Source organism: Micromonospora sp. HK10, assembly GCF_000982955.1.
In the GTDB taxonomy this organism is placed as follows: domain Bacteria; phylum Actinomycetota; class Actinomycetes; order Mycobacteriales; family Micromonosporaceae; genus Micromonospora.
This window is the reverse complement of the sequence record NZ_KQ058771.1, coordinates 44,317-65,933: the sequence shown is the minus strand read 5'-3', so window position 1 is coordinate 65,933 and position 21,617 is coordinate 44,317. Positions and strand designations below refer to the sequence as shown.

The 21,617-nt window shown below is 75.1% G+C and carries 23 protein-coding genes; 7 read left to right on the top strand and 16 right to left on the bottom strand.

Annotation, left to right across the window (positions count from 1 at the left end):
• Window positions 1–6 precede the first annotated feature (6 nt).
• The 7 genes from LQ51_RS10475 to LQ51_RS10445 form a co-directional block, all read right to left on the bottom strand.
• Window positions 7–1,011: an ADP-ribosylglycohydrolase family protein gene (locus LQ51_RS10475; RefSeq protein WP_046564538.1), complete on the bottom strand. Its 1,005-nt coding sequence runs from the start codon at window positions 1,009–1,011 to the stop codon at window positions 7–9.
• Window positions 1,012–1,138: 127 nt separating this feature from the next.
• Window positions 1,139–1,507, bottom strand: coding sequence for a VOC family protein (locus LQ51_RS10470; protein WP_197087640.1), 369 nt, complete (start codon window positions 1,505–1,507; stop codon window positions 1,139–1,141).
• Window positions 1,508–1,543: 36 nt separating this feature from the next.
• The gene (locus tag LQ51_RS10465; RefSeq protein WP_046564536.1) at window positions 1,544–2,551 is read right to left on the bottom strand and encodes a uroporphyrinogen decarboxylase/cobalamine-independent methonine synthase family protein; all 1,008 of its coding nucleotides are present in this window, start codon (window positions 2,549–2,551) and stop codon (window positions 1,544–1,546) included.
• A 46-nt stretch (window positions 2,552–2,597) separates the two neighbouring features.
• A complete protein-coding gene (gene mnmA, locus LQ51_RS10460; RefSeq protein ID WP_046564535.1) occupies window positions 2,598–3,671 on the bottom strand; it encodes a tRNA 2-thiouridine(34) synthase MnmA in 1,074 nt (357 codons plus the stop codon).
• A 37-nt stretch (window positions 3,672–3,708) separates the two neighbouring features.
• On the bottom strand, window positions 3,709–4,884 hold the full coding sequence (locus tag LQ51_RS10455; RefSeq protein ID WP_046564533.1) for a cysteine desulfurase family protein: 1,176 nt from the start codon (window positions 4,882–4,884) through the stop codon (window positions 3,709–3,711).
• 113 nt (window positions 4,885–4,997) lie between these two features.
• Complete coding sequence (locus tag LQ51_RS10450) at window positions 4,998–5,666, bottom strand: class F sortase (protein WP_046564532.1); 669 nt, start codon at window positions 5,664–5,666, stop codon at window positions 4,998–5,000.
• Window positions 5,663–6,493 carry a DUF4397 domain-containing protein gene (locus LQ51_RS10445; protein ID WP_046564530.1) on the bottom strand — a complete coding sequence of 277 codons (831 nt, stop codon included), beginning with the start codon at window positions 6,491–6,493 and terminating at the stop codon, window positions 5,663–5,665. The genes LQ51_RS10450 and LQ51_RS10445 overlap by 4 nt, the downstream gene beginning before the upstream one ends.
• Before the next feature lie 241 nt (window positions 6,494–6,734).
• Between LQ51_RS10445 and LQ51_RS10440 the strand changes: the two genes are divergently transcribed.
• Both LQ51_RS10440 and LQ51_RS10435 read left to right on the top strand, forming a co-directional pair.
• Window positions 6,735–7,340 (top strand): RNA polymerase sigma factor, encoded by a 606-nt coding sequence (locus tag LQ51_RS10440; RefSeq protein ID WP_046564528.1) that lies wholly within the window; start codon window positions 6,735–6,737, stop codon window positions 7,338–7,340.
• A complete protein-coding gene (locus LQ51_RS10435; RefSeq protein WP_046564527.1) occupies window positions 7,294–8,058 on the top strand; it encodes an anti-sigma factor in 765 nt (254 codons plus the stop codon). The genes LQ51_RS10440 and LQ51_RS10435 overlap by 47 nt, the downstream gene beginning before the upstream one ends.
• A 129-nt stretch (window positions 8,059–8,187) precedes the next feature.
• On the opposite strand, the gene LQ51_RS10430 is transcribed toward LQ51_RS10435, so the two are convergent.
• The 4 genes from LQ51_RS10430 to LQ51_RS10415 all read right to left on the bottom strand — a co-directional run bounded on the left by LQ51_RS10430 (window position 8,188) and on the right by LQ51_RS10415 (window position 11,533).
• Window positions 8,188–9,147, bottom strand: a complete 960-nt coding sequence (locus LQ51_RS10430) for an electron transfer flavoprotein subunit alpha/FixB family protein (protein ID WP_046564525.1) — start codon at window positions 9,145–9,147, stop codon at window positions 8,188–8,190.
• 11 nt (window positions 9,148–9,158) lie between these two features.
• Window positions 9,159–9,938 carry an electron transfer flavoprotein subunit beta/FixA family protein gene (locus LQ51_RS10425; RefSeq protein WP_046564523.1) on the bottom strand — a complete coding sequence of 260 codons (780 nt, stop codon included), beginning with the start codon at window positions 9,936–9,938 and terminating at the stop codon, window positions 9,159–9,161.
• A gap of 390 nt (window positions 9,939–10,328) precedes the next feature.
• A complete protein-coding gene (locus tag LQ51_RS10420) occupies window positions 10,329–10,733 on the bottom strand; it encodes a hypothetical protein (protein WP_046564521.1) in 405 nt (134 codons plus the stop codon).
• Between the two features lie 2 nt (window positions 10,734–10,735).
• Window positions 10,736–11,533 (bottom strand): GNAT family N-acetyltransferase, encoded by a 798-nt coding sequence (locus LQ51_RS10415; RefSeq protein WP_046564519.1) that lies wholly within the window; start codon window positions 11,531–11,533, stop codon window positions 10,736–10,738.
• 41 nt (window positions 11,534–11,574) lie between these two features.
• Here LQ51_RS10415 and LQ51_RS10410 point away from each other — a divergent pair, with 41 nt between their 5' ends.
• The 4 genes from LQ51_RS10410 to LQ51_RS10395 are packed head-to-tail and all read left to right on the top strand — an operon-like array spanning window position 11,575 to window position 15,956.
• Window positions 11,575–11,961 (top strand): YidH family protein, encoded by a 387-nt coding sequence (locus LQ51_RS10410; protein WP_046564518.1) that lies wholly within the window; start codon window positions 11,575–11,577, stop codon window positions 11,959–11,961.
• Window positions 11,958–12,257: a DUF202 domain-containing protein gene (locus tag LQ51_RS10405; protein ID WP_046564517.1), complete on the top strand. Its 300-nt coding sequence runs from the start codon at window positions 11,958–11,960 to the stop codon at window positions 12,255–12,257. Before LQ51_RS10410 ends, LQ51_RS10405 begins: the two co-directional genes overlap by 4 nt.
• A gap of 28 nt (window positions 12,258–12,285) precedes the next feature.
• Complete coding sequence (locus tag LQ51_RS10400) at window positions 12,286–12,693, top strand: PLD nuclease N-terminal domain-containing protein (RefSeq protein ID WP_046564583.1); 408 nt, start codon at window positions 12,286–12,288, stop codon at window positions 12,691–12,693.
• A gap of 38 nt (window positions 12,694–12,731) precedes the next feature.
• On the top strand, window positions 12,732–15,956 hold the full coding sequence (locus LQ51_RS10395) for an AfsR/SARP family transcriptional regulator (RefSeq protein WP_046564580.1): 3,225 nt from the start codon (window positions 12,732–12,734) through the stop codon (window positions 15,954–15,956).
• On the opposite strand, the gene LQ51_RS10390 is transcribed toward LQ51_RS10395, so the two are convergent.
• The 4 genes from LQ51_RS10390 to LQ51_RS10375 form a co-directional block, all read right to left on the bottom strand.
• Entirely contained in the window at window positions 15,940–16,752 is an 813-nt protein-coding gene (locus tag LQ51_RS10390; protein WP_046564515.1) for an ABC transporter permease, read from the bottom strand. The two genes, LQ51_RS10395 and LQ51_RS10390, sit on opposite strands and share 17 nt — an antisense overlap.
• Window positions 16,749–17,714: an ATP-binding cassette domain-containing protein gene (locus LQ51_RS10385; protein WP_046564514.1), complete on the bottom strand. Its 966-nt coding sequence runs from the start codon at window positions 17,712–17,714 to the stop codon at window positions 16,749–16,751. Before LQ51_RS10385 ends, LQ51_RS10390 begins: the two co-directional genes overlap by 4 nt.
• A 155-nt stretch (window positions 17,715–17,869) precedes the next feature.
• A complete protein-coding gene (locus LQ51_RS10380; RefSeq protein ID WP_046564579.1) occupies window positions 17,870–19,492 on the bottom strand; it encodes an acetolactate synthase in 1,623 nt (540 codons plus the stop codon).
• Window positions 19,493–19,602: 110 nt separating this feature from the next.
• A complete protein-coding gene (locus tag LQ51_RS10375; protein WP_046564513.1) occupies window positions 19,603–20,376 on the bottom strand; it encodes an enoyl-CoA hydratase-related protein in 774 nt (257 codons plus the stop codon).
• 149 nt (window positions 20,377–20,525) lie between these two features.
• Here LQ51_RS10375 and LQ51_RS10370 point away from each other — a divergent pair, with 149 nt between their 5' ends.
• Entirely contained in the window at window positions 20,526–21,035 is a 510-nt protein-coding gene (locus LQ51_RS10370; RefSeq protein WP_046564512.1) for a DUF6232 family protein, read from the top strand.
• Here LQ51_RS10370 and LQ51_RS10365 read toward each other — a convergent pair.
• Complete coding sequence (locus tag LQ51_RS10365) at window positions 20,978–21,460, bottom strand: nuclear transport factor 2 family protein (protein ID WP_231605689.1); 483 nt, start codon at window positions 21,458–21,460, stop codon at window positions 20,978–20,980. The two genes, LQ51_RS10370 and LQ51_RS10365, sit on opposite strands and share 58 nt — an antisense overlap.
• Window positions 21,461–21,617: the final 157 nt, after the last annotated feature.

Here is a 21,617-nt window from a genome sequence, read left to right as displayed (position 1 = left end):
CCGGGTTCAGTCCGTGGCGGCGCCGAAGGCGGCGAGCTGGTCGGCGTACTCGATCCGCGCGGCCCAGTCCGCCGGCCAGGCGGCCATGCCGTGCGCGGCCCCCACGAAGGCGCCCGCGAGCGCCGCGATGGAGTCGGAGTCGCCGGCCGTGGTCGCGCCGCGGGCCAGCGCGCCGACCGGGTCGTCGGCGTGCCACAGCGCGCAGAGCAGGGCCGTGGCCAGGGCCTCCTCGGCGATCCACCCCTCGCCGGTGAACCGGCACGGGTCGCCGCCGTCATCCGGGCGGGCCAGCGCGGCGTCGAGCCGGCCGAGCACGTCCCGGCATTCGTCCCAGCCGCGGGCGATGAACTCCCGCGGTGTCCCGGCGTCGTCCGCGCGCTGCCACAGGTCACCGAGCCAGTCGCCCCGGTAGACGGTGCGCTGCTCGTGCGCCCGCTCGGTGAGCAGGCCCGGCAGGTCGGCGAGCGCCGCGCCGTCGCGCAACAGCCGGACCGCGTACGCGGTCAGCTCGCTGGCCGCCAGGCCGGTCGGGTGGCCGTGGGTCAGGCCCGCCTGGAGCTGGGCCAGCCCGGCCAGGGTGTCCAGGTCGACGTCGAGCAGCCCGACCGGGGTGACCCGCATGTTGGCCCCGCAGCCCTTCGAGCCGGCCACGGTGGCGTCCTGCCAGCGCAGCCCCCGGCTCAGCTCGCCACAGGCCCGCAGGCAGGTCATGCCGGGGGCCCGGTTGTTGTCCGGGCTGGCCGCCCAGTCGAGGAAGCGCTGCCGCAGCAGCGGCTCCACCGCCTCCGCCGAGTAGCCGGGCGCGTCCCGCAGCGCCCCGGCCACGGCCAGCGCCATCTGGGTGTCGTCGGTGACCAGCGCCGGGTCGCCGACGAGCTCCCGGGGGCCGGCCGGCCCGTACCGCCGGACGATCTCGGCGACGGTGAGGAACTCGGTCGGCTTGCCCAGCGCGTCGCCGAAGGCGAGGCCGAAGAGCGAACCCGAGGCGCGGCGCGGCGGGGAGTCGGTCACGGCGTGATCATGCCGGACCGCGGCAACCCGCCGGCGCCCTGGGCACGGGGCCGGGGCGTGGCCGCCCGGCCACGCCCCGGAGGCCAGCCCGGCCGCCCGGCCACGCCCCGGAGGCCAGCCCGGCCGGTCAGTCCCAGCAGAGGCAGAACGGGTGGCCCACCGGGTCGGCGTAGACCCGGAAGCCGTCGCCCTCGCCCGGGAGCCGGCGCGCGCCCAGGGCCAGCGCCGCCTTCTCGGCCGCCTCGATCTCGTCGACCGTCACGTCGAGGTGGAACTGCTGCGGCCGCTCCGGGTCGGGCCAGGCGGGGGCGCGCAGGCCGCGCGCCCGCTGGAAGGCGATGCGGGGCTGGTGCCCCGGCGGGCCGCCGAGCACGACCCACTCGTCGCCGTCGGAGCTCTCCTCGACCAGCGGCAGGCCGAGCAGCTCGGCGTAGAAGCCGGCCAGCGCGCGCGGATCAGGGCAGTCGATCACCACGGAACGGAGCTGTCCAATCATGCCCGTCATCCTGCCCAGCGGGTACGACAGGAAACCTCACTCCTCCTCGGCCAGCCGCCGCCCGGCGTCCCGGCAGGCGGCCAGCACGGTCCGGACGTATCCGGGGGTGGCCCCGGCCAGGCCGCAGGCGGGGGTGACCACCACCTGCTCGGCGAGCCGGCGGCGGGGGAAGCCGAGCTGGTCCCAGAGCCGGCGTACCCGCTCGGCGACCTGGGCCGAGGTCGGCGCGCGACCGGCGGACGGTGGCAGCGCGGGCGCGGCCCCGGCCAGCAGGCCCAGCCCCGCGTCGATCGCCTCGCCGAGCGGGTCCAGCTCGGTGACCAGGCCCAGGTCGAGCGCGACGCCCACGGCCCCGGCGTCGCGGATCAGCGCCACCGGCACGTCCGGCGCGCAGCAGTGCACCACCGTCGGCACCCCGACCGCCTCGAGCACGCCGCGCAGCAGCGCCGCCGCGTCCCCGGACTGCACGGCCCGGTAGGTGCCGAGGCCGCTCTCGGTGGGCACCCGCCCGGCCAGCACCGCCGGCAGGGACGGCTCGTCGAGCTGGAGCAGCACCGACGCCCGGGGCAGCCGGCGGGCCACCGCCGCGACGTGCCCGCGCAACCCCTCGGCCAGCGAACCGGCCAGGTCGCGGACCGCGCCCGCGTCGCGCAGCACCCGGCCGCCGAGCGGCAGCTCCAGCGACGCGGCCAGGGTGAACGGCCCGGCGGCCTGGACCTTGACCGGGCCGGCGTACTCCTCGGCCTGCTCGGCGAGCTGGTCGAGGTCGCGTTCCATCAGGTCGCGGGCGCGGCGCAGGTCCTTGCCGGGCCGCGGGGCGATCCGCCAGCGGGCCGCGTACAGCTCGACCGGCAACTCGGCGAGCAGCCCGCCGGTGCGCCCGATCAGGTCCGCGCCGGGGCCCCGGGCGGGCAGTTCCGGCAGGTGCGGCAGGGCGGGCAGCTCCCCGAGCACGATCCGCTGCGCCTCGGCGATGTCGGTGCCGGGCAGCGAACCGATCCCGGTCGCCGATCCGGTCGGCCAGGGCCACGTCTGGTCACTCACCGCCGAAGACTATCCGCCGCACCGGCCGGCGCACGCCGCCCACGGGTCAGTCGCTGATGGTGGCCGAGCCGAGCACGACGTCACCGGCCGGGTCGGGGCGGTACGCCACGATCGCCTGGCCGGCGGCGACGCCGCGCACCGGCCGGCGCAGCTCGGCGTGCAGGGCGTCACCGTCCAGGGACACCGTGGCCGGCACCACGTCGCCGTGCGCGCGCAACTGCACCTCGCACTCGATCGGTCCGCCGGGCCGCGCGCCACCGGTCCAGACCGGGCGGACGGCCCGCACCCGGTCGACCTCCAGCGCCTCGGCCGGGCCGACGGTCACGGTGTTGGTCACGGGCGTGATGGAGAGCACGTAGCGGGGGCGGCCGTCCGGGGCGGGCCGGTCCAGGTGCAGGCCGCGCCGCTGCCCGACGGTGTACTGGTAGGCGCCGGAGTGGCTGCCGACCACCGCGCCGGTGAGCGCGTCGACCACCTCGCCGGGGGCCTCCCCGAGCCGCTGGGCCAGGAACCCCCGGGTGTCGCCGTCGGCGATGAAACAGATGTCGTGCGAGTCCGGCTTGTCGGCCACCGCGAGGCCGCGCCGGGCGGCCTCGGCCCGGACCTCCGCCTTCGTCGAGTCGCCGAGCGGAAAGATCGACCGGTCCAGCTGCGCGCGGGTCAGCACGGCGAGCACGTACGACTGGTCCTTGGCCGGGTCGACGCTGCGCCGCAGCAGGCCGTCGGCACCGAGCCGGGCGTGGTGGCCGGTCACCACGGCGTCGAAGCCCAGGGCGACGGCCCGGTCCAGCACCGCGGCAAACTTGATCTTCTCGTTGCAGCGCAGGCACGGATTCGGGGTACGGCCGGCCGCGTACTCGGCGACGAAGTCGTCCACCACGTCGGCGTGGAACCGGTCGGCCATGTCCCAGACGTAGAACGGGATCCCCAGCACGTCGGCGGCGCGGCGGGCGTCCCGGGAGTCCTCCAGGGTGCAGCAGCCCCGGGCACCGGTCCGGTAGGTCTGCGGGTTGCGGGCCAGCGCCAGGTGCACGCCGGTCACGTCGTACCCGGCCTGCACCGCGCGGGCCGCCGCCACCGCGGAGTCCACCCCGCCCGACATCGCCGCCAGAACCCTCACCAGCCCACTCCCCTCGTCCTCACCGAGGGTATCCGGGTCAGCGGGGGGTACGGAGGGCGGCCGCGCGCCGGGCCCGGTCGACGGCCGCCGGCAGCGCAGCGATCAGCGCGTCGACGTCCTCCCGGGTGCTGGTGTGGCCGAGGGTGAAGCGCAGCGAGGAGCGGGCCCGGTCGTCGTCGGCGCCCATCGCCAGCAGCACGTGCGAGGGCTGGGCCACCCCGGCGGAGCAGGCCGACCCGGTCGAGCAGGCGATGCCCTGGGCGTCGAGGAGGAGCAGCAGGGCGTCCCCCTCACAGCCCGGGAAGGAGAAGTGCGCGTTGCCGGGGAGCCGGTCCACCGGGTCACCGTTGAAGATCACCTCGGGCACCGCCTGGCGGACCCGCTCCACCAGCTCGTCGCGGAGCGCGGCGACGTGGGCCGCGTACTCCTGCTGGCCCTTCACGGCCGCCTCGACGGCGACCGCGAAGGCCACGATGCCGGCGGTGTCCAGGGTGCCGGACCGGACGTCCCGCTCCTGGCCGCCGCCGTGCAGCAGCGGGGTGGCGGCGACGTCCCGGGCGAGCAGCAGCGCGCCGACCCCGGTCGGGCCGCCGAGCTTGTGGCCGGTGACGGTGAGCGCGGAGACGCCGCTGGCGGCGAAGTCGACCGGCACCTGGCCGACCGCCTGGATCGCGTCGGTGTGGAACGGCACCCCGTGCTCGGCGGCGACGGCGGCCAGTTCGGCCACCGGCTGCACCGTGCCCACCTCGTTGTTGGCCCACATGGCGGTGACCACCGCGACCCGGTCGCCGTGCGCGGCCAGCTCGGCGCGGAGCCGCTCCGGGTCGAGCCGGCCGGCGGCGTCGACCGGCAGCCAGCCGACCTCGGCGCCCTCGTGCCCGGCCAGCCAGTCGACCGCGTCCAGCACGGCGTGGTGCTCGACGGCGCTGGAGACGACCCGGTTGCGGTCGGCGCGGGCGGCGCGGCGGGCCCAGAAGACCCCCTTGACGGCGAGGTTGTCGCTCTCCGTGCCGCCCCCGGTGAAGATCACCTCGGAGGGGCGGGCGCCGAGCACCGCGGCCACCCGCTCGCGGGATTCCTCCACCCGGCGCCGGGCACGCCGGCCCGCCGCGTGCAGCGACGACGCGTTGCCCACCTCGCGGGCGGTGGCGACGTACGCCTCGAGTGCCTCATCGAGCATCGGGGTCGTCGCCGCGTGATCCAGGTATGCCATCACCGTTCAGCCTAACGGCCGACGGGCGCGCCGCCGGATGCCGGACCGCCCGTCCCGTACGGGGTGGCGGTCCGGCCGCTCCGGCGGCGCGCCCGCACGCCGACCCGGTGCCGTCACGCGGGTACGGCAGTGACCACGATGTTGTCCCGGTAGTGCCGGGTCTTCGGGTCGAACGGGCCGCCGCAGGTGATCAGGGTCAGCCGGGGGCGGCCGTCGCGGGCGAAGTACCGGTCCAGCGGGATCTTGGTCTTGGCGTACTCCTCCCGGGCCACCACCCGGTAGCGGCGTTCCCGGCCGTCGGCACCGGAGACCGTGAGGAGATCGCTCCGGTCCAGCTCACGCAGCCGGAAGAACGCCCCCTTGCCCTGCTCGGCGCTGTCCACGTGGCCGGCGATCACCACCGAGCCGGTGGTGGCCTCCAGCCCGGGGCCGTAGCGGTACCAGCCGACCTGGTCGACGCTCGGCGGCACGTCGAACTCGCCGGTGCGGGCGTTGACCCCGACCGGGTTGACCGTGGCGGTGACGCCGATCGCCGGGACGCGCAACCTGGTCGGCGGGACGGTGGCGTCCGCCGGCAGGGTGCCGGTGTTGACCGGCACCCGGCCGGTGGTGCCGGCGCTGGCCGGGGCGGCCGGCGTGGGGGTGGCGCTGGCCAGTGCCGACGCCTCCGCCGCGCCGACGGTCTCGGCCGGCCGGGAGGCGCACGCGACGAGGCCGGCGACGGTGAGCGCGGCAGCGCCGGCGGCCATGGCCGCCAGCGCCCCGCGGTTCCGCACCGTCATCGGCGCCCGGTCCGGACGGTGGCGACCCGCGCCCCACCGACGACCAGCAGCAGCACGCCGACGCCGGCGAGCAGGTACCACCAGGTCTGCACCCCGGTGCCGGCCTGGCCGCCGGTGCCGCTGGGCACGCCGCCCGGCGCGGAGTGCAGGCCGCTGATGGTCTGGGCGACCAGCTTGAGGTTCTTGTCCTCGGCGGAGCCGATGGCGTAGACGATCGTCGCGGTGCCCTCCTTGAGGGTGAGGTCGGCCGGGCCGATCGCCACGGTGTCGGTGCCGGCGAGGACCACGTCCGCCTTGACGGTGCCCGCGTCGATGTCGGCCTTGGCCTCCTTCGGGTTGGTGAGACCCTGGAAGACCGGCTGGCCACCGGCGCGCACGTCGACGGCCGGGGCGGCGGCGGTGTGCCGGACGATCAGCCGGGCCTTGCCGGCGCCCACCTTGGACACGTCGTTGACGAACGGGGTGATCTGCGGCTTGCCGTCGGCGCTGAGGTGCGCGGCGAGGCTGATGTTCGCCCCGCCCGGGACCTTGGCGTCGTCGACCTTGAGGATCGCCTGGTCGAGCGCCTCGCCCGGCTTGGTCAGCGCGATGTCGTAGTCGCCCTCCGGCAGGCTCAGCGGGCCGGCCACGTCACCCGGCTTGAAGTTGTCCAGCGTCTTCTTGCCGTTGACGTACACGTCGACCGGGGTGTCCGGGATGCCGTGCACGACCGAGACCTTGCTGCTGGCCGCGTACGCCGGGGTGGCGGCGGTGGCGAGGCCGCCGGCGAGGGCCAGCGCGGCGACCGCACCGCCGGCGGCGACCCGACGGATGGATACGAGCTGCATTGCGTGCCTCCTGATAGTTCGTGCTGGTTCATCACGCCTGGTGTGCAGAACGGGTTACGCCCGCTCCGCCGCCGCCGGATGCGCCCGGATCGGATTTCTTTTTTCCGCCCGGGATGCATCCGGGGCGGACCTCCGGAGCGAACCAAGGGTGCGGGCACGAGCAGGAGAGGTCGGCCGGGAGAATGGGGCGAGGGCTGTGGCGGTTACAGTCGGGCATGCCCCACCGAAGGCGAACCACCCGGTGACGGGGGTGCCGAGACAGCCGGAACCACCGGGCGACGACGAGCTGGCCGAGCGTTTCCGCGCCGGCGAGGAGGCTGCGCTGCGCGAGGCGTACGACCGCTACGGCCGGGCGGTGCTGCACCTGGCCAGCACCACGCTGGCCAACCGCAGCGACGCGGAGGACGTGACCCAGGCGACCTTTGTGGCCGCCTGGCTGGGCCGGGAGACGTTCGACCCGACCAAGGGATCGCTGGTCGGCTGGCTGCTCGGCATCGGCCGCCGCAAGGTGGTCGACCGGATCCGGGCGGTCGCCCGGGAGACCCGGGTGGTCGAGACGGTCAAGCAGCTGCCCGAGCCGGTGCCCGGCGGGCCCGACCCGGACGCGGTGGTCGACCGGCTGGTGGTCGCCGACGAGCTGGCCCGCCTCCCCGACGACCAGCGACGCATGCTGGAGTTGGCGTTCTACGACGACCTGACCCACCAGCAGATCGCGACCGTGACCGGCGTCCCGCTCGGCACGGTCAAGAGCCACATTCGACGCGGGATGCAGAGCCTCAAGCGCAGATGGGAGGTGGACGGTGTCCCACCTGGACCACGACCGGCTGGTCTTCCTGGCACTCGGTGAGAGCGAGGCGGCGGCTGGCGAGTCCGCCCACCTGGACACCTGCGAGCTCTGCCGGGCCGAGCTGACGACGCTGCGACACGTGGCCGGCCTGGGCGCGGAAACCCAGGGGCTGGGCAACCTGCCCGACCCGCCCGAGCACGTCTGGCAGGGCATCGTCGCGGAGATCCGGGCCGCCGAGGAGCTGCCCGCGCTCGCCGAGCGGCGCGCGGCCCGGCCACCGGCCGAGCCCGGCCCGCGGGTCGCCGCGGCACCGGCGGTGTCCCGGGGCGGTGGGCGGTGGCGGCGCTGGGCGGTCACCGCGGTGACCGCGGCAGCGGCGGCCGCGGCCGGCGTGCTCGGCACGGTGACGGTGCTGCGGTCGGGTGAGTCGGACCCGCCGCAGCCGGCGGTGCTGGCCAGCGCGGCGCTGAGCGCGTACGGGCAGACGCCGAAGGAGGCGGCCGGCGACGCCCGGGTGCTCGGGGACAACCGGCTCCACCTGCACGTGGCGAATCTTCCGGAGGTCCCGGGGTACTACGAGGTCTGGCTGATCGATCCGGGGACGATGAAAATGTTCTCGGTCGGTACGCTGAGCAAGGGGTCGGGAGACGAGTTGCTGCCGATGCCCGCGAACGTGGACCTGCGCACCTTCTCGGTGGTCGACATCTCCGCCGAGCAGTACGACAACAACACCCGCCACTCCGGCGACAGCCTGTTGAGGGGCACCCTGACGAGCTGATCGGCGGGCCGGCTCAGCTCCCCGGCCCGCCGATCAGCTCCCTTCCGCCGCTGCGGAAGGGCCGCAACGCACAGAGCCGCCGCCCGGTGATCCGGGCGGCGGCTCTGTGCGTGGGTCAGCCGGGTGGGCTCACTTGCGCTTGCGGATCTCCTCGGCGGCCTGCGGGACGACCTTGAACAGGTCGCCGACCACGCCGAAGTCGGCCAGCTCGAAGATCGGCGCCTCGGCGTCCTTGTTCACCGCGACGATGGTCTTCGAGGTCTGCATGCCGGCCCGGTGCTGGATGGCGCCGGAGATGCCCAGCGCCACGTAGAGCTGTGGGGAGACCGTCTTGCCGGTCTGGCCGACCTGGAACTGGTGCGGGTAGAAGCCGGAGTCGACCGCGGCACGGGACGCGCCGACCGCGCCGCCGAGCAGGTCGGCCAGCTCCTCGACCAGCTTGAAGTTGTCGGCGTTGCCGACGCCGCGACCGCCGGAGACGACCACCGACGCCTCGGTCAGCTCCGGGCGCGAGCCCTTCTGCTCGGCGACCCGCTCGACGACCTTGGCCAGCTTGTCCGCGTCGGTGACCGAGACGGTGAGCTGCTCGACCGCCGGGGTGGCGGCGGCCGGGGTCGGGTTGAGCGAGTTCGGCCGGACGGTGACCAGCGGCAGGCCCTTGGTGACCTTGGACTTGACGATGGTCGAGCCGGCGAAGGCGACCTGGGTGGCGGTGCCGTCGGCGTCGAGGCCGACCACGTCGGTCAGGATGCCGTTCTCCAGCTTCACGGCCAGCCGGGCGGCGATCTCCTTGCCCTCCTGCGAGGAGGCGAGCAGCACGGCGGCCGGCTGCACCCGGTTGACCAGCTCGGCCAGCACGGTGGCCTTCGGGGCCACCAGGTAGCCGTCGATCTCCGCACCCTCGGCGGCGTAGATCTTCGCCGCGCCGTACTCGCCCAGCTTGGCGCTGAGCGCGTCGGCGGCGCCGGCGCCGCCGAGCACCACGGCGCTCGGGGTGCCCAGCTCGCGGGCGAGGGTGAGCATTTCCAGGGTGACCTTCTTGACGCCGAATTCCTTGGTGGCTTCGACGACGACGAGAACCTCAGCCATGTCCAGACCTCTCACACGAACTTCTCGGTGGCGAGGAACTCGACCAGCTTGACGCCGCCCTCGCCCTCATCGGTGATCTTGGCGCCGCCGGAGCGCGGCGGGCGCTTGGAGTGCTCGACCACGGCGCTGGTGGCGCCGTCGAAGCCCACCTCGGCGGGCGCGACCCCGAGGTCGGCCAGGGCGAGCGTCTGCACCGGCTTCTTCTTGGCGGCCATGATGCCCTTGAAGGACGGGTAGCGCGGCTCGTTGATGGTGTCCCAGACGGAGACCACGGCCGGGGTCGAGGCGGTGACCACCTCGTAGCCCTCCTCGGTCTGCCGCTCGACGGTCAGGGTGGCGCCGTCGACGGTGAGCTTGCGCGCGCCGGTCAGCGCCGCGACGCCCAGCCGCTCGGCGATCATGTGCGGCATGACCTGCACCCGGCCGTCGGTGGACTCGGCGCCGCAGATCACCAGGTCGGCACCGAGCTGACCGAGGGCGGCGGCGAGCACCTTGGAGGTGGCCACGGCGCAGGACCCGTGCAGGGCGTCGTCCACCACGTGCACGGCCTTGTCCGGACCCATGGAGAGCGCCTTGCGGATCGACTCGGTCGCCCGGTCCGGACCCATGGTCAGGACGGTCACCTCGCCGCCGTGCGCCTCCTTGATCTTCAACGCCTCCTCGATGGCGTACTCGTCCATCTCGTTGATGACGTTGTTCGCCGAACCGCGGTCGACGGTGTTGTCGTCAGCACGCAGGTTGCGGTCCGCGCCCGAATCGGGCACCTGCTTGACGAGTACGACGATGTTCATCGCGCTTCGACGACCCTCCTGTTTGGTGTAGCGATCTCTCGCCCGGTCACGGGCGCAGCCTCGCGCGTGACTTAACGTTCGGTCAACCGCGCGCAACTGTGCAGTTGCCCACGGAGGCAATGTTACCCGCAAGTAGCATTGCCTCTCCCGAGCCCCAGAGTGACACAGCTCACCGGAGCCCGCGCCGCCGGGTAAGCTGCCGGAAAAAGGAGGTGACGGACATGTCCGACTCTGCGCGCCGCGCCGGGCGACGCGGCCCGGCCGAGGCGGTCGCCGCCTCCCGCCGGGCCTGCCGCCGGATGATCCCGGACACCTACCGGTGCGCCTGCGGCCGGGTGCGCGACCGGTGCGTCCGCGCCAGCGTCCGGGCGCTCTGGTCCGGCGAGCCGGTCAGGCCGGCTCGGCCAACGCCTGCCTGATCTTCTCGATCACCGCGGCCTCGGCCGGCGCCACCCCGCGGTGCGCCTGCGCCACCCGGTCCGCCGCGGCCAGCACCACCGACCGGTACGCCGCGACGTCCGCCGGCGACTTGGCCCGCAGGATCCGCACCGCCTCGCCCAGCGCCGGCAGCACGGTCGCCTCGACCTCCAGCGCGGAGTCCCGGGGCAACTGCGGCAGCGGCCCGGAGGTCAGCGCCGCCCGGACCACCCCGCTGGCGTCGGCGAGCGCCCCCGACGCGGCCATGCTCTCCCGCACCATGGCCAACATCCCGGGCTCCGCGTTGGAGACCAGGAAGACGGCCCCGAAGGCGCCCGTCCGGAGGGTGAGCTGCTCGTCCGCCGTCAACGGTTCCATGATCACGGAGTGTAGACGTACGGGGTGGTGGTGGTGACCGCAACGAGCCCGAGCCGCTCCAGGATCGGCCGGCTCTCCGGCGAGCAGTCCACCTGCACCAGGGTCTTGCCGCGCTGCTCGGCCAGGCGCGCCCGGTACGCCACCAGCGCCCGGTAGATGCCCTTCTTCCGCCACTGCGGCAGCGTCGAGCCGCCCCAGAGGGTGGCGAAGCCGGTGCCCCGCTGGTAGCGGACCCAGCCGGCGCTCACCACGGTGCCGTCCGCCTCGGCCACCACGATCGTGATCGACTGCGGGTCCGCCTCGATCTCCCTGGCCAGCCCGGTCACCAGATGGCTCCGGTCCGCCTGCCAGACCTCCTCCTCCATCGCCGCGATCCGGTCCAGGTCCTCGCGGGCGGTGACCTCGCGCAGGCGTACCCCCTCGGGCAGGACCGGGACGGCGCCGGCCAGGGCCGCGACCGGCCCAATCACGACGGTCTCCAGGTCTTCCGGCACGAAGCCGGCGGCGCGCAGCCGGTCGCCCAGGTCGGCCGGCTCGTCGTGGCCGGCCAGCTTCCACTCGACCGACTCGCCCCGGGCGCGGAAGAACTCGACCTGCCGGGCGATCAGGGCGTCCAGCTCGGCGCCGGCCAGCCCGTCCAGGGTCCGGTACGTGATGAAACCACCCCGGTCCAGGTTGAGGACCCGGAACAGCGGGCCGTCCCGATCGATGATCACCCCGGCCGGCACCGGGTCCGGCAGCTCGGGTCGGATCTGCGTGTCATAGGCGTCGCGCAGGCGTAGCGCGTCAAGATCGGTCATCCCCTCAGGGTAGGCACCGGGCAAAGCGGATAATCGACGACGTGTGGCAGACGATCAGACGCTGGTTCGATCCGCGCGAGCTGCGGTCGGTCGGCACCACCCCCGACTACCGCTTCTCGCTGGCCAACGAGCGCACGTTCCTGGCCTGGCTGCGGACCGGGCTGGCGCTGATCGCCGGCGGGCTCGCCGCCGCGCAGTTCCTGCCGCAGCTGGCCCTGGAACACCTGCGGGAGGTGATCGCCGTCACGCTGCTGCTGCTCGGGGCCGCGGTGGCGATCCGGGCGGTGGACCACTGGGCCCGGACCGAGCGGGCCATCCGGCTGGGCGAGGAGCTGCCCGCCTCCCGCTTCCCGGCCATCCTCGCCCTGGTCGTGGCGCTCGGCGCGCTGCTGCTGGTCGCCGCCGTGCTGACCCGGGCCCTCGGGTGACCCGCGACCCCGGGCTGCAGCCGGAACGGACCCGGTTGGCCTGGCGGCGCACCCTGCTCTCCCTCACCGCGGTCACCGTGCTGGAAGTGCGGCTCTCGCTCGGCGGCGGGACCGTGGACGCGCTGCTCGGCGGGGTGGCCGTGCTCGGCTGGCTGGCCATCCTGCTGATCACCTGGCGCCGGGCCACCGGCACCGGGCTGCGTCGCGCGCCACGCTGGGCGCTCCCGCTCACCGCGCTGGCCGCCGCCGGGTCCGCCCTGCTCGGCGTCCTGCACGTGCTGGGCGGGCTGCGCTGACCGGCACCCGTGGTCCATGATGGCCGGCATGGTTCGCCTGTACGGGCTTCTCTTCCTCGCCCAGGTCGTGCTCGCCGTCTGTGCCCTGATCAGCTGCCTCTCCGCCGAGGAGGGGGAGATCCGGGCCCTGCCGCGGGTCGCCTGGGTGCTGATCATCCTGTTCTTCCCGCTGGTCGGGTCGATCGCCTGGTTCGTCGCCGGGCGGGAAACGGGCGGACGGCGTCCCCGTACCGCCTGGCCGGTGGGGAACGGCTTCGCCGAAACCGAGCGCCGCCGGCCGGTCGCGCCGGACGACGACCCGGAGTTCCTGGCCTCGCTGAAGGAGCAGGCCCGCCGCGACGACCAGGACCTGCTCCGAAAGTGGGAGGCGGACCTGCGCCGCCGCGAGGAGGAGTTGCGCCGCAACACCGACGACCGGGACCGGCCGGAGGTCTGAGCGCCGCCGGCGTGCCCCGGGCGGGCAGAATCGACGCCGTGCGGATCAACCTGCTCGGGCCCCTGGAGCTGCGCACCGACGCCGGCACGCCGGTCGAGGTCGGCGGTGCCCGGCTGCGCCGGCTGCTGATCCTGCTGGCGCTGGAGCCGGGGCGGACGGTCACCGCGGGCCGGCTCACCGACGCGCTCTGGGCGGGCGAGCCACCGGCCAGGGCCGCCAACGCGCTCCAGGCCCTGGTCTCGCGGCTACGCCGGGCCGGGCTGCCCGTCGAGGCGCAACCGGGCGGCTACCGGCTCGCCGTCGCACCGGACGACGTCGACGCGCACCGGTTCGAGACCGCCGTCCGGGCCGGCCGGGCCCGGCTCGCCGACGACCCGGCCGAGGGCTGCCGCCGGCTCACCGAGGCGCTGGCGCTCTGGCGCGGCGCGGCCCTGGCCGACGTGTCCGACGCCGACTTCGCCCGGGCACCCCTGGCCCGGCTCACCGAGCTGCGGCTCGCCGCCACCGAGGACCTGGCCGAGGCGCGGCTGGACCGGGCCGCGCCGGACACCCTGCTGCCGCGGCTGCGGGAGCTGGTCGCGGCCCATCCGCTGCGGGAGCGGCTGGCCGGGCTGCTGATCCGGGCGCTGCACCGGGCCGGCCACCCGGCCGAGGCCCTCGCCGAGTACGAACGACTGCGCGCCACCCTCGCCGACACGCTCGGCGCCGACCCCGGGCCCGAACTGGCCGCCCTGCACCTGGAGATCCTGCGCGGCGAGCCGGCGGCCGCCCCGGCCCGCACCGACCACCGCGCCCTGGCCGACCCGGCGCGGGGGAACCTGCCGGCCACGCTGACCAGTTTCGTGGGGCGCGAGCAGGAGGTGACCCGGGTCGCCGAGCTGCTCGACCGGTCCCGCCTGGCCACGCTCACGGGCCCGGGCGGAGCCGGCAAGACCCGGCTGGCCGTCGAGTCGGGCCGGGCGCTGGCCGGCCGCTTCCCGGACGGGGTGTGGCTGGTGCCGCTCGCCCCGGTGACCGACCCCGCCGAGGTGCCGCAGGCCGCCCTCGCCGCGCTCGGCCTGCGCGAGCAGGCGCTGCTGGCCCGGGCCGGCCGCAGTGCCCCCGAGCCGGCCGACCCGGTCGGGCGTCTCGTGGACGCGCTCGCCGGGCGTACCGTCCTGCTGCTGCTGGACAACTGCGAGCATCTGCTCGACGCCGCGGCCGGGCTCACCGACCGGCTGCTCACCGCCTGCCCGGGGCTGCGGGTGCTGGCCACCAGCCGGGAGCCGCTCGGCATCACCGGCGAGGCACTGCGGCCCGTGGAGTCGCTGGGCCTGCCACCGGCCGACGCGGCGCCGGACACCGCGCTGGCGTACCCGGCGGTGCGGCTCTTCGCCGACCGGGCCGGCGCGGTGCGCCCGGACTTCGCGGTGGACGCGGCCACGGTCGGGCCGGTGGTGCGCATCTGCCGGGCGCTCGACGGCATGCCGCTCGCCATCGAGCTGGCCGCGGCACGGCTGCGCGCCCTGACCGCACAGCAGGTGGACACCCGGCTGGACGACCGGTTCCGGCTCCTCACCGGCGGCAGCCGGACGGCCCTGCCCCGGCACCAGACGCTGCGCGCCGTGGTCGACTGGAGCTGGGACCTCCTCGACGACGGGGAGCGTGCGCTCTGGCGGCGGCTGGCCACCTTCGCCGGCGGCGCCACCCTGGACGCGGTGGAGCGGGTCTGCGCGGCCGTACGACCCGACCCGCCCGGGGCCGCGCCGGACGTCCTCGACGGCCTCTCCGCGCTGGTGGACAAGTCGCTGGTGGTGGCGGGCGGCACGGCCGAGCCGCGCTACCGGATGCTGGAGACCATCCGCGAGTACGGCCTGCACCGGCTGGCCGAGGCCGGCGAGACGGACGCGGTCCGGCGGGCGCACGCCGCCGAGTACCTGGCGCTGGCCGAGGCGGCCGAACCGGAACTGCGCGGGGCGGCACAGCTGGACTGGTTGCGCCGGCTCTCGACCGACCACGACAACCTGCACGCCGGCCTGCGCTACGCGATCACCACGGGCGACGCCCTCACCGCCGTCCGGTACGCCGCCGCCCTGGGCTGGTACTGGTGGCTCACCGGCCAGCGCGCCGAGGGCGCCGACCTGGCCGGCCAGGTGCTGGCGCTGCCCGGATTGGCCGACGCGGCACCGGCCGCCACCGCGCTCGCCCTGGCCACCGGCGCGCTGAACCTGATCGACAACCACTCCCGCAACATCAGCACCAGCCGGGAGTGGCTGACCCGGGCCGCCGAGCTGGCCCGGGGGCACGAGCAGGAACACCCGCTGCTGCGCCTCGCCGGGCCGATCGAGGCGGCGTTCGAGACGAACTTCCAGCCGCCGGCCATGGCCGCCGTGGTGGCCCTGTTCGACGACCCGGATCCGTGGGTTGCCGGGATCGCCCGGCTGATGCGGGCGCACGCCCTGCTCAACGGAGGCCTGCCGGACTCCGACGCGGAGGCGGACCTGCGGGCCGGGCTGGCGCACTACCGCCGGGTCGGCGACCGGTGGGGCATGTCGTTCAGCCTCACCTCGCTGGCCGACCTGCTCGACCGGCGCGGCGAAGCCGCCGAGGCGACGCGGTACCACGAGGAGGCCATGGCCTACTTCGAGGAGCTGGGCATCCGCGAGGAGGTGGCGGAGATGCGGGCGCGGCTGGCGCACAACCTGTGGCGGCGCGGCGACCGCGGCCGGGCGTGGGCGGAACTTGAGCGGGCGCTGCACGAGGCCGAACTCTGCGGGTCGGACGAGACCCGGGCCGCGGTCGCGTACGGCAGGGCGGAGCTGCTGCGCGCCGAGGGGGACCGGGCCGGGGCGCGGGCCTGCCTCACGGAGAGCGCCCGGCTGGTGGGCGACCGCCCCATCGCCGCGCAGTGGCGCGCGCTCAACGTCTCCGCCCTGGCCGTGCTGGACGCCGACGACGGCAACCTGGTCGCCGCCCGGAACCACCACGACCAGGCCCTGAAGCTGGCCGTCGGCTCGCAGGACGCACCGGTGATCGCGGCCGTGCTGGTCGGGTACGCCGATCTGGCGCTGCGGCTGGACCGCCCGGCCGCCGCCGCCCGGCTGCTCGGCGCGGCCACCGGGATCCGGGGCGGCCCGGACCACGCGGTGCTGGACCGCCCCCGGGTGGAGGCAGCCGCCCGCGCCGCGCTCGGCGAGCCGGGCTTCGCCGAGGCGTACGCGGGCGGGCTGTCCTACCGCTGGGAGACCGCCGCCGAGGCGGTGGCCGTCACACTCGACGGCTGAGCGCCCGCACCGACAGCGGCGCGAACACCAGCAGGATCCCGGCGGCCCAGAGCAGCGACTGCCCGACCGGGCCGGCCACCGGCCCGCCGACCAGCAGCCCGCGCAGCGCGTCGGCCAGGATGGTCACCGGGTTGACCTCCACCCAGTGCTGCAACCAGGTCGGCATCTGGTCCGTCGGCACGAAGACGTTGCTGGTGAAGGTCAGCGGGAAGATCACCGTGAAACCGAAGATCTGCACCTTGTCCGGCTCGCTGACCAGCACGCCGACCAGCACGGAGATCCACGAGGCGGCGAGCGAGAAGACGAGCAGCAGGACCAGCGCGCCGAGCAGCCCGGCCGCGCCGTTGCCGAGCCGGAACCCGAGGATCATGCCGACCCCGAGCAGCAGCGCCAGCGACCAGGCCTGCTTGACCGTGTCGGCGACGATCCGGCCGGCCAGCGGCGCCCAGCGCGCCACCGGCAGCGCGCGGAGCCGGTCGAAGACGCCCTTGGTGAGGTCCTGGTTGAGCCCGAACCCGGTGGTCATGGTGGCGAAGAGCGCGGTCTGCACGATGATGCCGGGCAGCGCGAACTTCAGGTACGTCCCGGGTGAGCCGGAGATCGCCGTGCCGAAGACGTAGGTGAACAGCAACACGAACATGACCGGCTGCACGCTCAGGTCGAGCAGCTCCATCGGGTTGTGCTTGATCTGCACCAGGCTGCGCCAGGCCAGGGTGAGGGTGTGCCGCACGCCGGCGAGCGGCCCCGGCCTGCGGGCCGGCGCGACCGGGGACGCGGTGGCGGTGAGGGTGCTCATGCCGGGCTCCCTTCCAGGGTCGGGGTGTCCTCCTCGGCCCGGTGGCCGGTGAGGGAGAGGAAGACCTCGTCGAGGCTGGAGCCGCGCAGGGCCAGTTCGGCCACGCGTACCCCGGCGTCGTCGAGGCGACGGACCACCGCGGGCAGCACCTCCGGGTCGCTGACCCCGACGGTGACGGTCTGGTTGGCCACCTCCGGGGTGGCCCGGGCCACCTCGCCCGCGACGGCGAGCACCGTGGGCAGGTCGGCCGGGTCCGCCGGCCGGACGGCGAGCACCTGCCCACCCACCTTCGCCTTCAGCTCCTCGGGGGTGCCCTGGGCGATGACCCGGCCATGGTCGACCACGGCGATCTCGCCGGCGAGCTGGTCGGCCTCCTCCAGGTACTGCGTGGTCAGCAGCACGGTCACCCCGTCGGCGACCAGGGTGCGGACGATGTCCCACAGCTCGTTGCGGCTGCGCGGGTCGAGCCCGGTGGTCGGCTCGTCGAGGAAGAGCACCTGCGGCCGGCCGACCAGGCTGGCCGCCAGGTCGAGGCGGCGCCGCATGCCGCCGGAGTAGGTCTTGGCCGCCCGGGCGGCGGCGTCGGTGAGCTGGAAGTCGGCGAGCAGCTCGCCGGCCCTGGCCCGGGCGTCGGCCCGGGACAGCCCGAGCAGCCGGCCGATCAGCAGCAGGTTCTCGGTGCCGGTCAGGTTCTCGTCCACCGAGGCGTACTGGCCGGTGAGGCCGATCAGCTGGCGCACCCGGTGGCCCTCGCGGCGCACGTCGTACCCGCCGACGGTGGCGTGCCCCGCGTCGGCGGTGAGCAGGGTGGCCAGCACCCGGACGGCGGTGGTCTTGCCCGCGCCGTTCGGCCCGAGCAGCCCGAACACCGTCCCGGTGGGGACGGCGAGGTCCACCCCGGCCAGCGCGGTGGTCGCGCCGAAGCGGCGCACCAGACCCTCCGCGCGGATCGCGTATGTCATCGACAACTCCTGTCGTTCTCGCTGGTCACCCCACGATGAGCGACGGCGCTGACGTTACGGCGACAGGCGCTGACATTCCGCTGATTTAGCTCCGGGCAGCACGACCCGACCGCCGCCGCCGGTCGTCCCGGTGGCGGCGGTCGCGGTGGCGCGGATCAGGCCAGGTTCGAGGAGCGGGGGTACGCGTCGGCCGGGTCGGTCAGCACGTTGACCAGGTACGGCACGCCGGCGTCGAAGGCCCGGGTCAGGGCCGGGCCGAGGTCGGCGGCCTTCTCCACCGTCTCGCCCGCGCCGCCGAGCGCCTCGACCACCCGGTCGTAGCGCAGGCCGGGCTGAAGGTCGGCGGCGACGTCGTAGCCGTACATGGCCCGCATCGGGTGCTTCTCCAGGCCCCAGATGCCGTTGTTGCCGACCACGATGACCACGGGCAGCCGCTGCCGGGCCAGGGACTCGACGTCCATCAGCGAGAACCCGGCCGCGCCGTCGCCCATCAGCACGCAGATCTGCCGGTCCGGGTGGCTGACCCGGGCTCCCATGGCGTACCCCAGGCCGGTGCCGAGGCAGCCGTACGGGCCGGGGTCGAGCCAGGTGCCGGGCTGGGCGGGCTCCAGGTACTTCCCGGCGTACGAGACGAAGTCGCCGCCGTCGCCGATGGTGATCGCGTCGGGAGCGAGCACCTTGCGCAGCTCCCCGTAGACGCGGGCCGGGCGGATCGGGTCGGAGTCGGCGGCCATCGCCTCGGCGTCGCGGGCCTTCGCGGCGTCCTCGGCGGTGCGCAGCTCGGCGATCCAGCCGGCGTGGTCGGCCCGGTCGCCGGGGTGTTCGGCGAAGGCGGTGAGGATCAGCCGCAGGTCGCCGGCCGGGGCGGCGGCCGGCGTGACGTGCCCGGCCCGCTGGCTCGGCGCGTCGACCACGTGCACCACCCGGGCGTCGCCGAAGTCGCCGAAGGCGAGCCGGAAGTCCAGCGGGGTGCCGATCACCACGACCAGGTCGGCACCCTTGAGCGCGACCCGGCGGGCCTTGGCGAAGGCGAGCGGGTGCTCCGGCGGCAGGGCGCCCCGGCCCATGCCGTTGGTGAAGACCGGCACCTGGAGGGACTCGGCGGCGGCGCGAAGCGCGTCAACGGCGTCGCCCGCGTATACGTCGGAGCCGGCGATGATCACCGGGCGGGACGCGGCGGCGATCAGGCGGGCCGCCGTGCTGACCTCCTCCGGGTCGGCCTCGATCGGGGTGACCGGGGTGACCGCGGGCAGCTCGGCGTCGCCGACGGAGAAGACCGCCTCGAGCGGGAAGTCGAGGAAGACCGGGCCGCGGTGCGGGGTGAGCGCCGTGGTCAGCGCCGCGGACACGGCGCGCGGGATGTCGTCGGCGCCGAACACGGTCTCGGCGTGCTTGGTGACCGGGGCGACCAGCGGCAGGTGGTCCATCTCCTGGAGGCTGCCGGAGCCCCAGCGGAACTGCGGGGCCCGCCCGCCGAGCACCAGCACCGGTGAGGCGTTGAAGTAGGCGCTGGTCAGGCCGGATACGCCGTTGGTGACGCCGGGGCCGGCGGTGAGCACGGCCAGGCCGGGCCGGCGCTGGAGCTTGGCGACCGCCTCGGCGGCGAAGACCGCCGACTGCTCGTGCCGGACGTCGTAGATCGGGAAGCCGGTCCGGTGCGCCGCGTCGTAGAGCGGGAAGACGTGCCCGCCGGAGAGGGTGAACATCTCCCGTACGCCGTGCGCGCGCAGCGCCGCCAGCGCCAGCTCTCCGCCGTGCCCCTCGACCCGTTCCGTCATGGTCACTCCCCTTCGTCCAGGACCGGAGTCACACGCTACTGGCCGGTAAGCAAGATGTGAACAGCCCTCGGGTCGGCGGCGGGGGTGCCGCCGCCGACCCGGGGCCGCGGTCAGCGGCCGGTGAAGCCGGGCTTGCGCTTCTCGACGAAGGCGACCATGCCCTCGCGCCGGTCCTCGGTGGCGAAGAGCGCCGCGAACAGCTGACTCTCCCAGGCCAGACCCGAATTCAGGTCCATGTCCAGGCCGCCGTCGACGGCCAGCTTGGCCGCCCGCAGCGCCTGCACCGGGCCGGTCAGGAACGGCGTCACGTAGGCGACGGCCGCCGCGTAGACCTCGGCGGCCGGGACCACCTGGTCGGCCAGGCCGATCCGCAGCGCCTCCTGCGCGTCGACCATCCGGCCGGTCATGACCAGGTCCTTGGCGCGGGCCGGGCCGACCAGCCGGGCCAGCCGCTGGGTGCCACCGGCGCCCGGGATGATGCCCAGCTTGATCTCGGGCTGGCCGAGCTTGGCGTCCTCGGCCACGATCCGCCAGTCGCAGGCCAGCGCCAGCTCGCAGCCGCCGCCCAGGGCGTATCCGGTGATCGCCGCGACCACCGGCTTGGGGATCCGGGCGATCGCGCCGAGCGCGCTGGACAGGTCGGCGGCCCGCTCCGCCATGTCCACGTAGGACATGTCGGCCATCTCCTTGATGTCCGCGCCGGCCGCGAAGACCTTCTCCCCGCCGTACACGATGACCGCCCGGACCTCGGCGTCGGCGGTGGCCGCGGCCGCGGCGGCGCGCAACTCCTCCTGCACCTGGGTGTTGAGCGCGTTCATCGGCGGCCGCTCCAGCCGGATGGTGCCGATGCCGTCCTTCACGTCCAGCCTGACCAGCTCGCCCACGCTGCCCTCACTTCCTCGTCGAAGTCGCGTGCCAACCTTACGGCCCGGCTCGTTGGGGTAGACAGTGTGGTATCGACAGCCCAGGTCGCTGCCCGGCGTCCGCCGCGCCGAGCTGAGGTTGTCGCAGCCGCGACACCCGGAGTGAGGCCATGACCACCTACTACGACGATCGAGCGGTGCAGGTGACCTCCACCGCGCTGCGGGTCGACGGCCGGACCTACCCGCTCGCCGAGCTGGGCATGGTGTGGCACCGGCGGGGCAGCCGCTCCTGGCGGGTGCTCGCCGGGCGGGGCGCCGTCGGCGCCGCCCTCGCCGGGCCGCTGGTGGCCGCCGTGCTCGGCATCGGGCTGGCCGTCTGGCTGCACCGCTCCGCCGTGGTCACGATCGCCATCGTGGGCGCCTCGGTGCTGATCGGCCTCGGCGTCGGCCCCCTCGCCGACGTGCTCTTCGAGCGCCTGGACCGCTCCTACGCCCGGGGCAGCCGGGAGCTGGAGATGTGGGCGCGCTGGCGGGGGCAGCCGGTGCGGCTGCTGCAGACCCGCGACGCGCTGCGGTTCGGGAAGATCTACCGGGCCATGCAGCGGGCGATGGAGCAGGCGCCTCAGTCAAAGGTGATCGGCGCGTCCGGCAGCAGACCCAGGCCGCGCAGCAGGCCGTAGGTGTCCTGCTCGCCCCAGAACTGCACGATCCGCCCGCCGGCCAGCCGGTACATTTTGCAGGCGCTCTGCACCGTGGTGGCACCCGTCGCGTCCCGCCGGTACGTCTGCGCCAGCGAGACCACCACCCGGTCCTCGGCCGCGAAGATCTCCCGGATCTCCTGGTCGAGCACGGTGAGCCCGGGCGAGGAGACGGCCGCCTCGGGGTAACGCCGGCCGCACACCGCCGTGCCCGAGCCGTAGATCTCCACGTCCTCGGCGACCACCTCGGCCAGCTCGGCCAGGTCCTTGGTGACGAAGGTCCGCAGATACCGCCGGACCACCTCGACGTTGCGCTCCTGCTCGCGTCCGACCGTCCCGGGCTCGCCCCGATCCGCCGCCCCGGCCCCGCCCCGATCCGCCGTCCCGGCCCCGCCCCGATCCGTCATGCCGGCGACGCTACCCGGGCTCGCCCCCGAGGCGCGGCCCTCCACGCGCCCGAGCGCGGTCCCGGGCGCCGCCCGAGGAGCGGTCCGCGAGGCCGGCATGCCTTCCGCTCCGCTGCCGGCTTGATGACGCGAGCAGATCGCACCACGCCCACCGACC

Bases quoted from the DNA above. Each gene is read 5' to 3' on its own strand.
- LQ51_RS10470 (WP_197087640.1), bottom strand. From the start codon at position 1,507: ATGATTGGACAGCTCCGTTCCGTGGTGATCGACTGCCCTGATCCGCGC.
- LQ51_RS10455 (WP_046564533.1), bottom strand. From the start codon at position 4,884: ATGGCATACCTGGATCACGCGGCGACGACCCCGATGCTCGATGAGGCA.
- LQ51_RS10450 (WP_046564532.1), bottom strand. From the start codon at position 5,666: ATGACGGTGCGGAACCGCGGGGCGCTGGCGGCCATGGCCGCCGGCGCT.
- LQ51_RS10445 (WP_046564530.1), bottom strand. From the start codon at position 6,493: ATGCAGCTCGTATCCATCCGTCGGGTCGCCGCCGGCGGTGCGGTCGCC.
- LQ51_RS10430 (WP_046564525.1), bottom strand. From the start codon at position 9,147: ATGGCTGAGGTTCTCGTCGTCGTCGAAGCCACCAAGGAATTCGGCGTC.
- LQ51_RS10425 (WP_046564523.1), bottom strand. From the start codon at position 9,938: ATGAACATCGTCGTACTCGTCAAGCAGGTGCCCGATTCGGGCGCGGAC.
- LQ51_RS10420 (WP_046564521.1), bottom strand. From the start codon at position 10,733: ATGGAACCGTTGACGGCGGACGAGCAGCTCACCCTCCGGACGGGCGCC.
- LQ51_RS10415 (WP_046564519.1), bottom strand. From the start codon at position 11,533: ATGACCGATCTTGACGCGCTACGCCTGCGCGACGCCTATGACACGCAG.
- LQ51_RS10400 (WP_046564583.1), top strand. From the start codon at position 12,286: ATGGTTCGCCTGTACGGGCTTCTCTTCCTCGCCCAGGTCGTGCTCGCC.
- LQ51_RS10390 (WP_046564515.1), bottom strand. From the start codon at position 16,752: ATGAGCACCCTCACCGCCACCGCGTCCCCGGTCGCGCCGGCCCGCAGG.
- LQ51_RS10385 (WP_046564514.1), bottom strand. From the start codon at position 17,714: ATGACATACGCGATCCGCGCGGAGGGTCTGGTGCGCCGCTTCGGCGCG.
- LQ51_RS10380 (WP_046564579.1), bottom strand. From the start codon at position 19,492: ATGACGGAACGGGTCGAGGGGCACGGCGGAGAGCTGGCGCTGGCGGCG.
- LQ51_RS10370 (WP_046564512.1), top strand. From the start codon at position 20,526: ATGACCACCTACTACGACGATCGAGCGGTGCAGGTGACCTCCACCGCG.
- LQ51_RS10365 (WP_231605689.1), bottom strand. From the start codon at position 21,460: ATGACGGATCGGGGCGGGGCCGGGACGGCGGATCGGGGCGGGGCCGGG.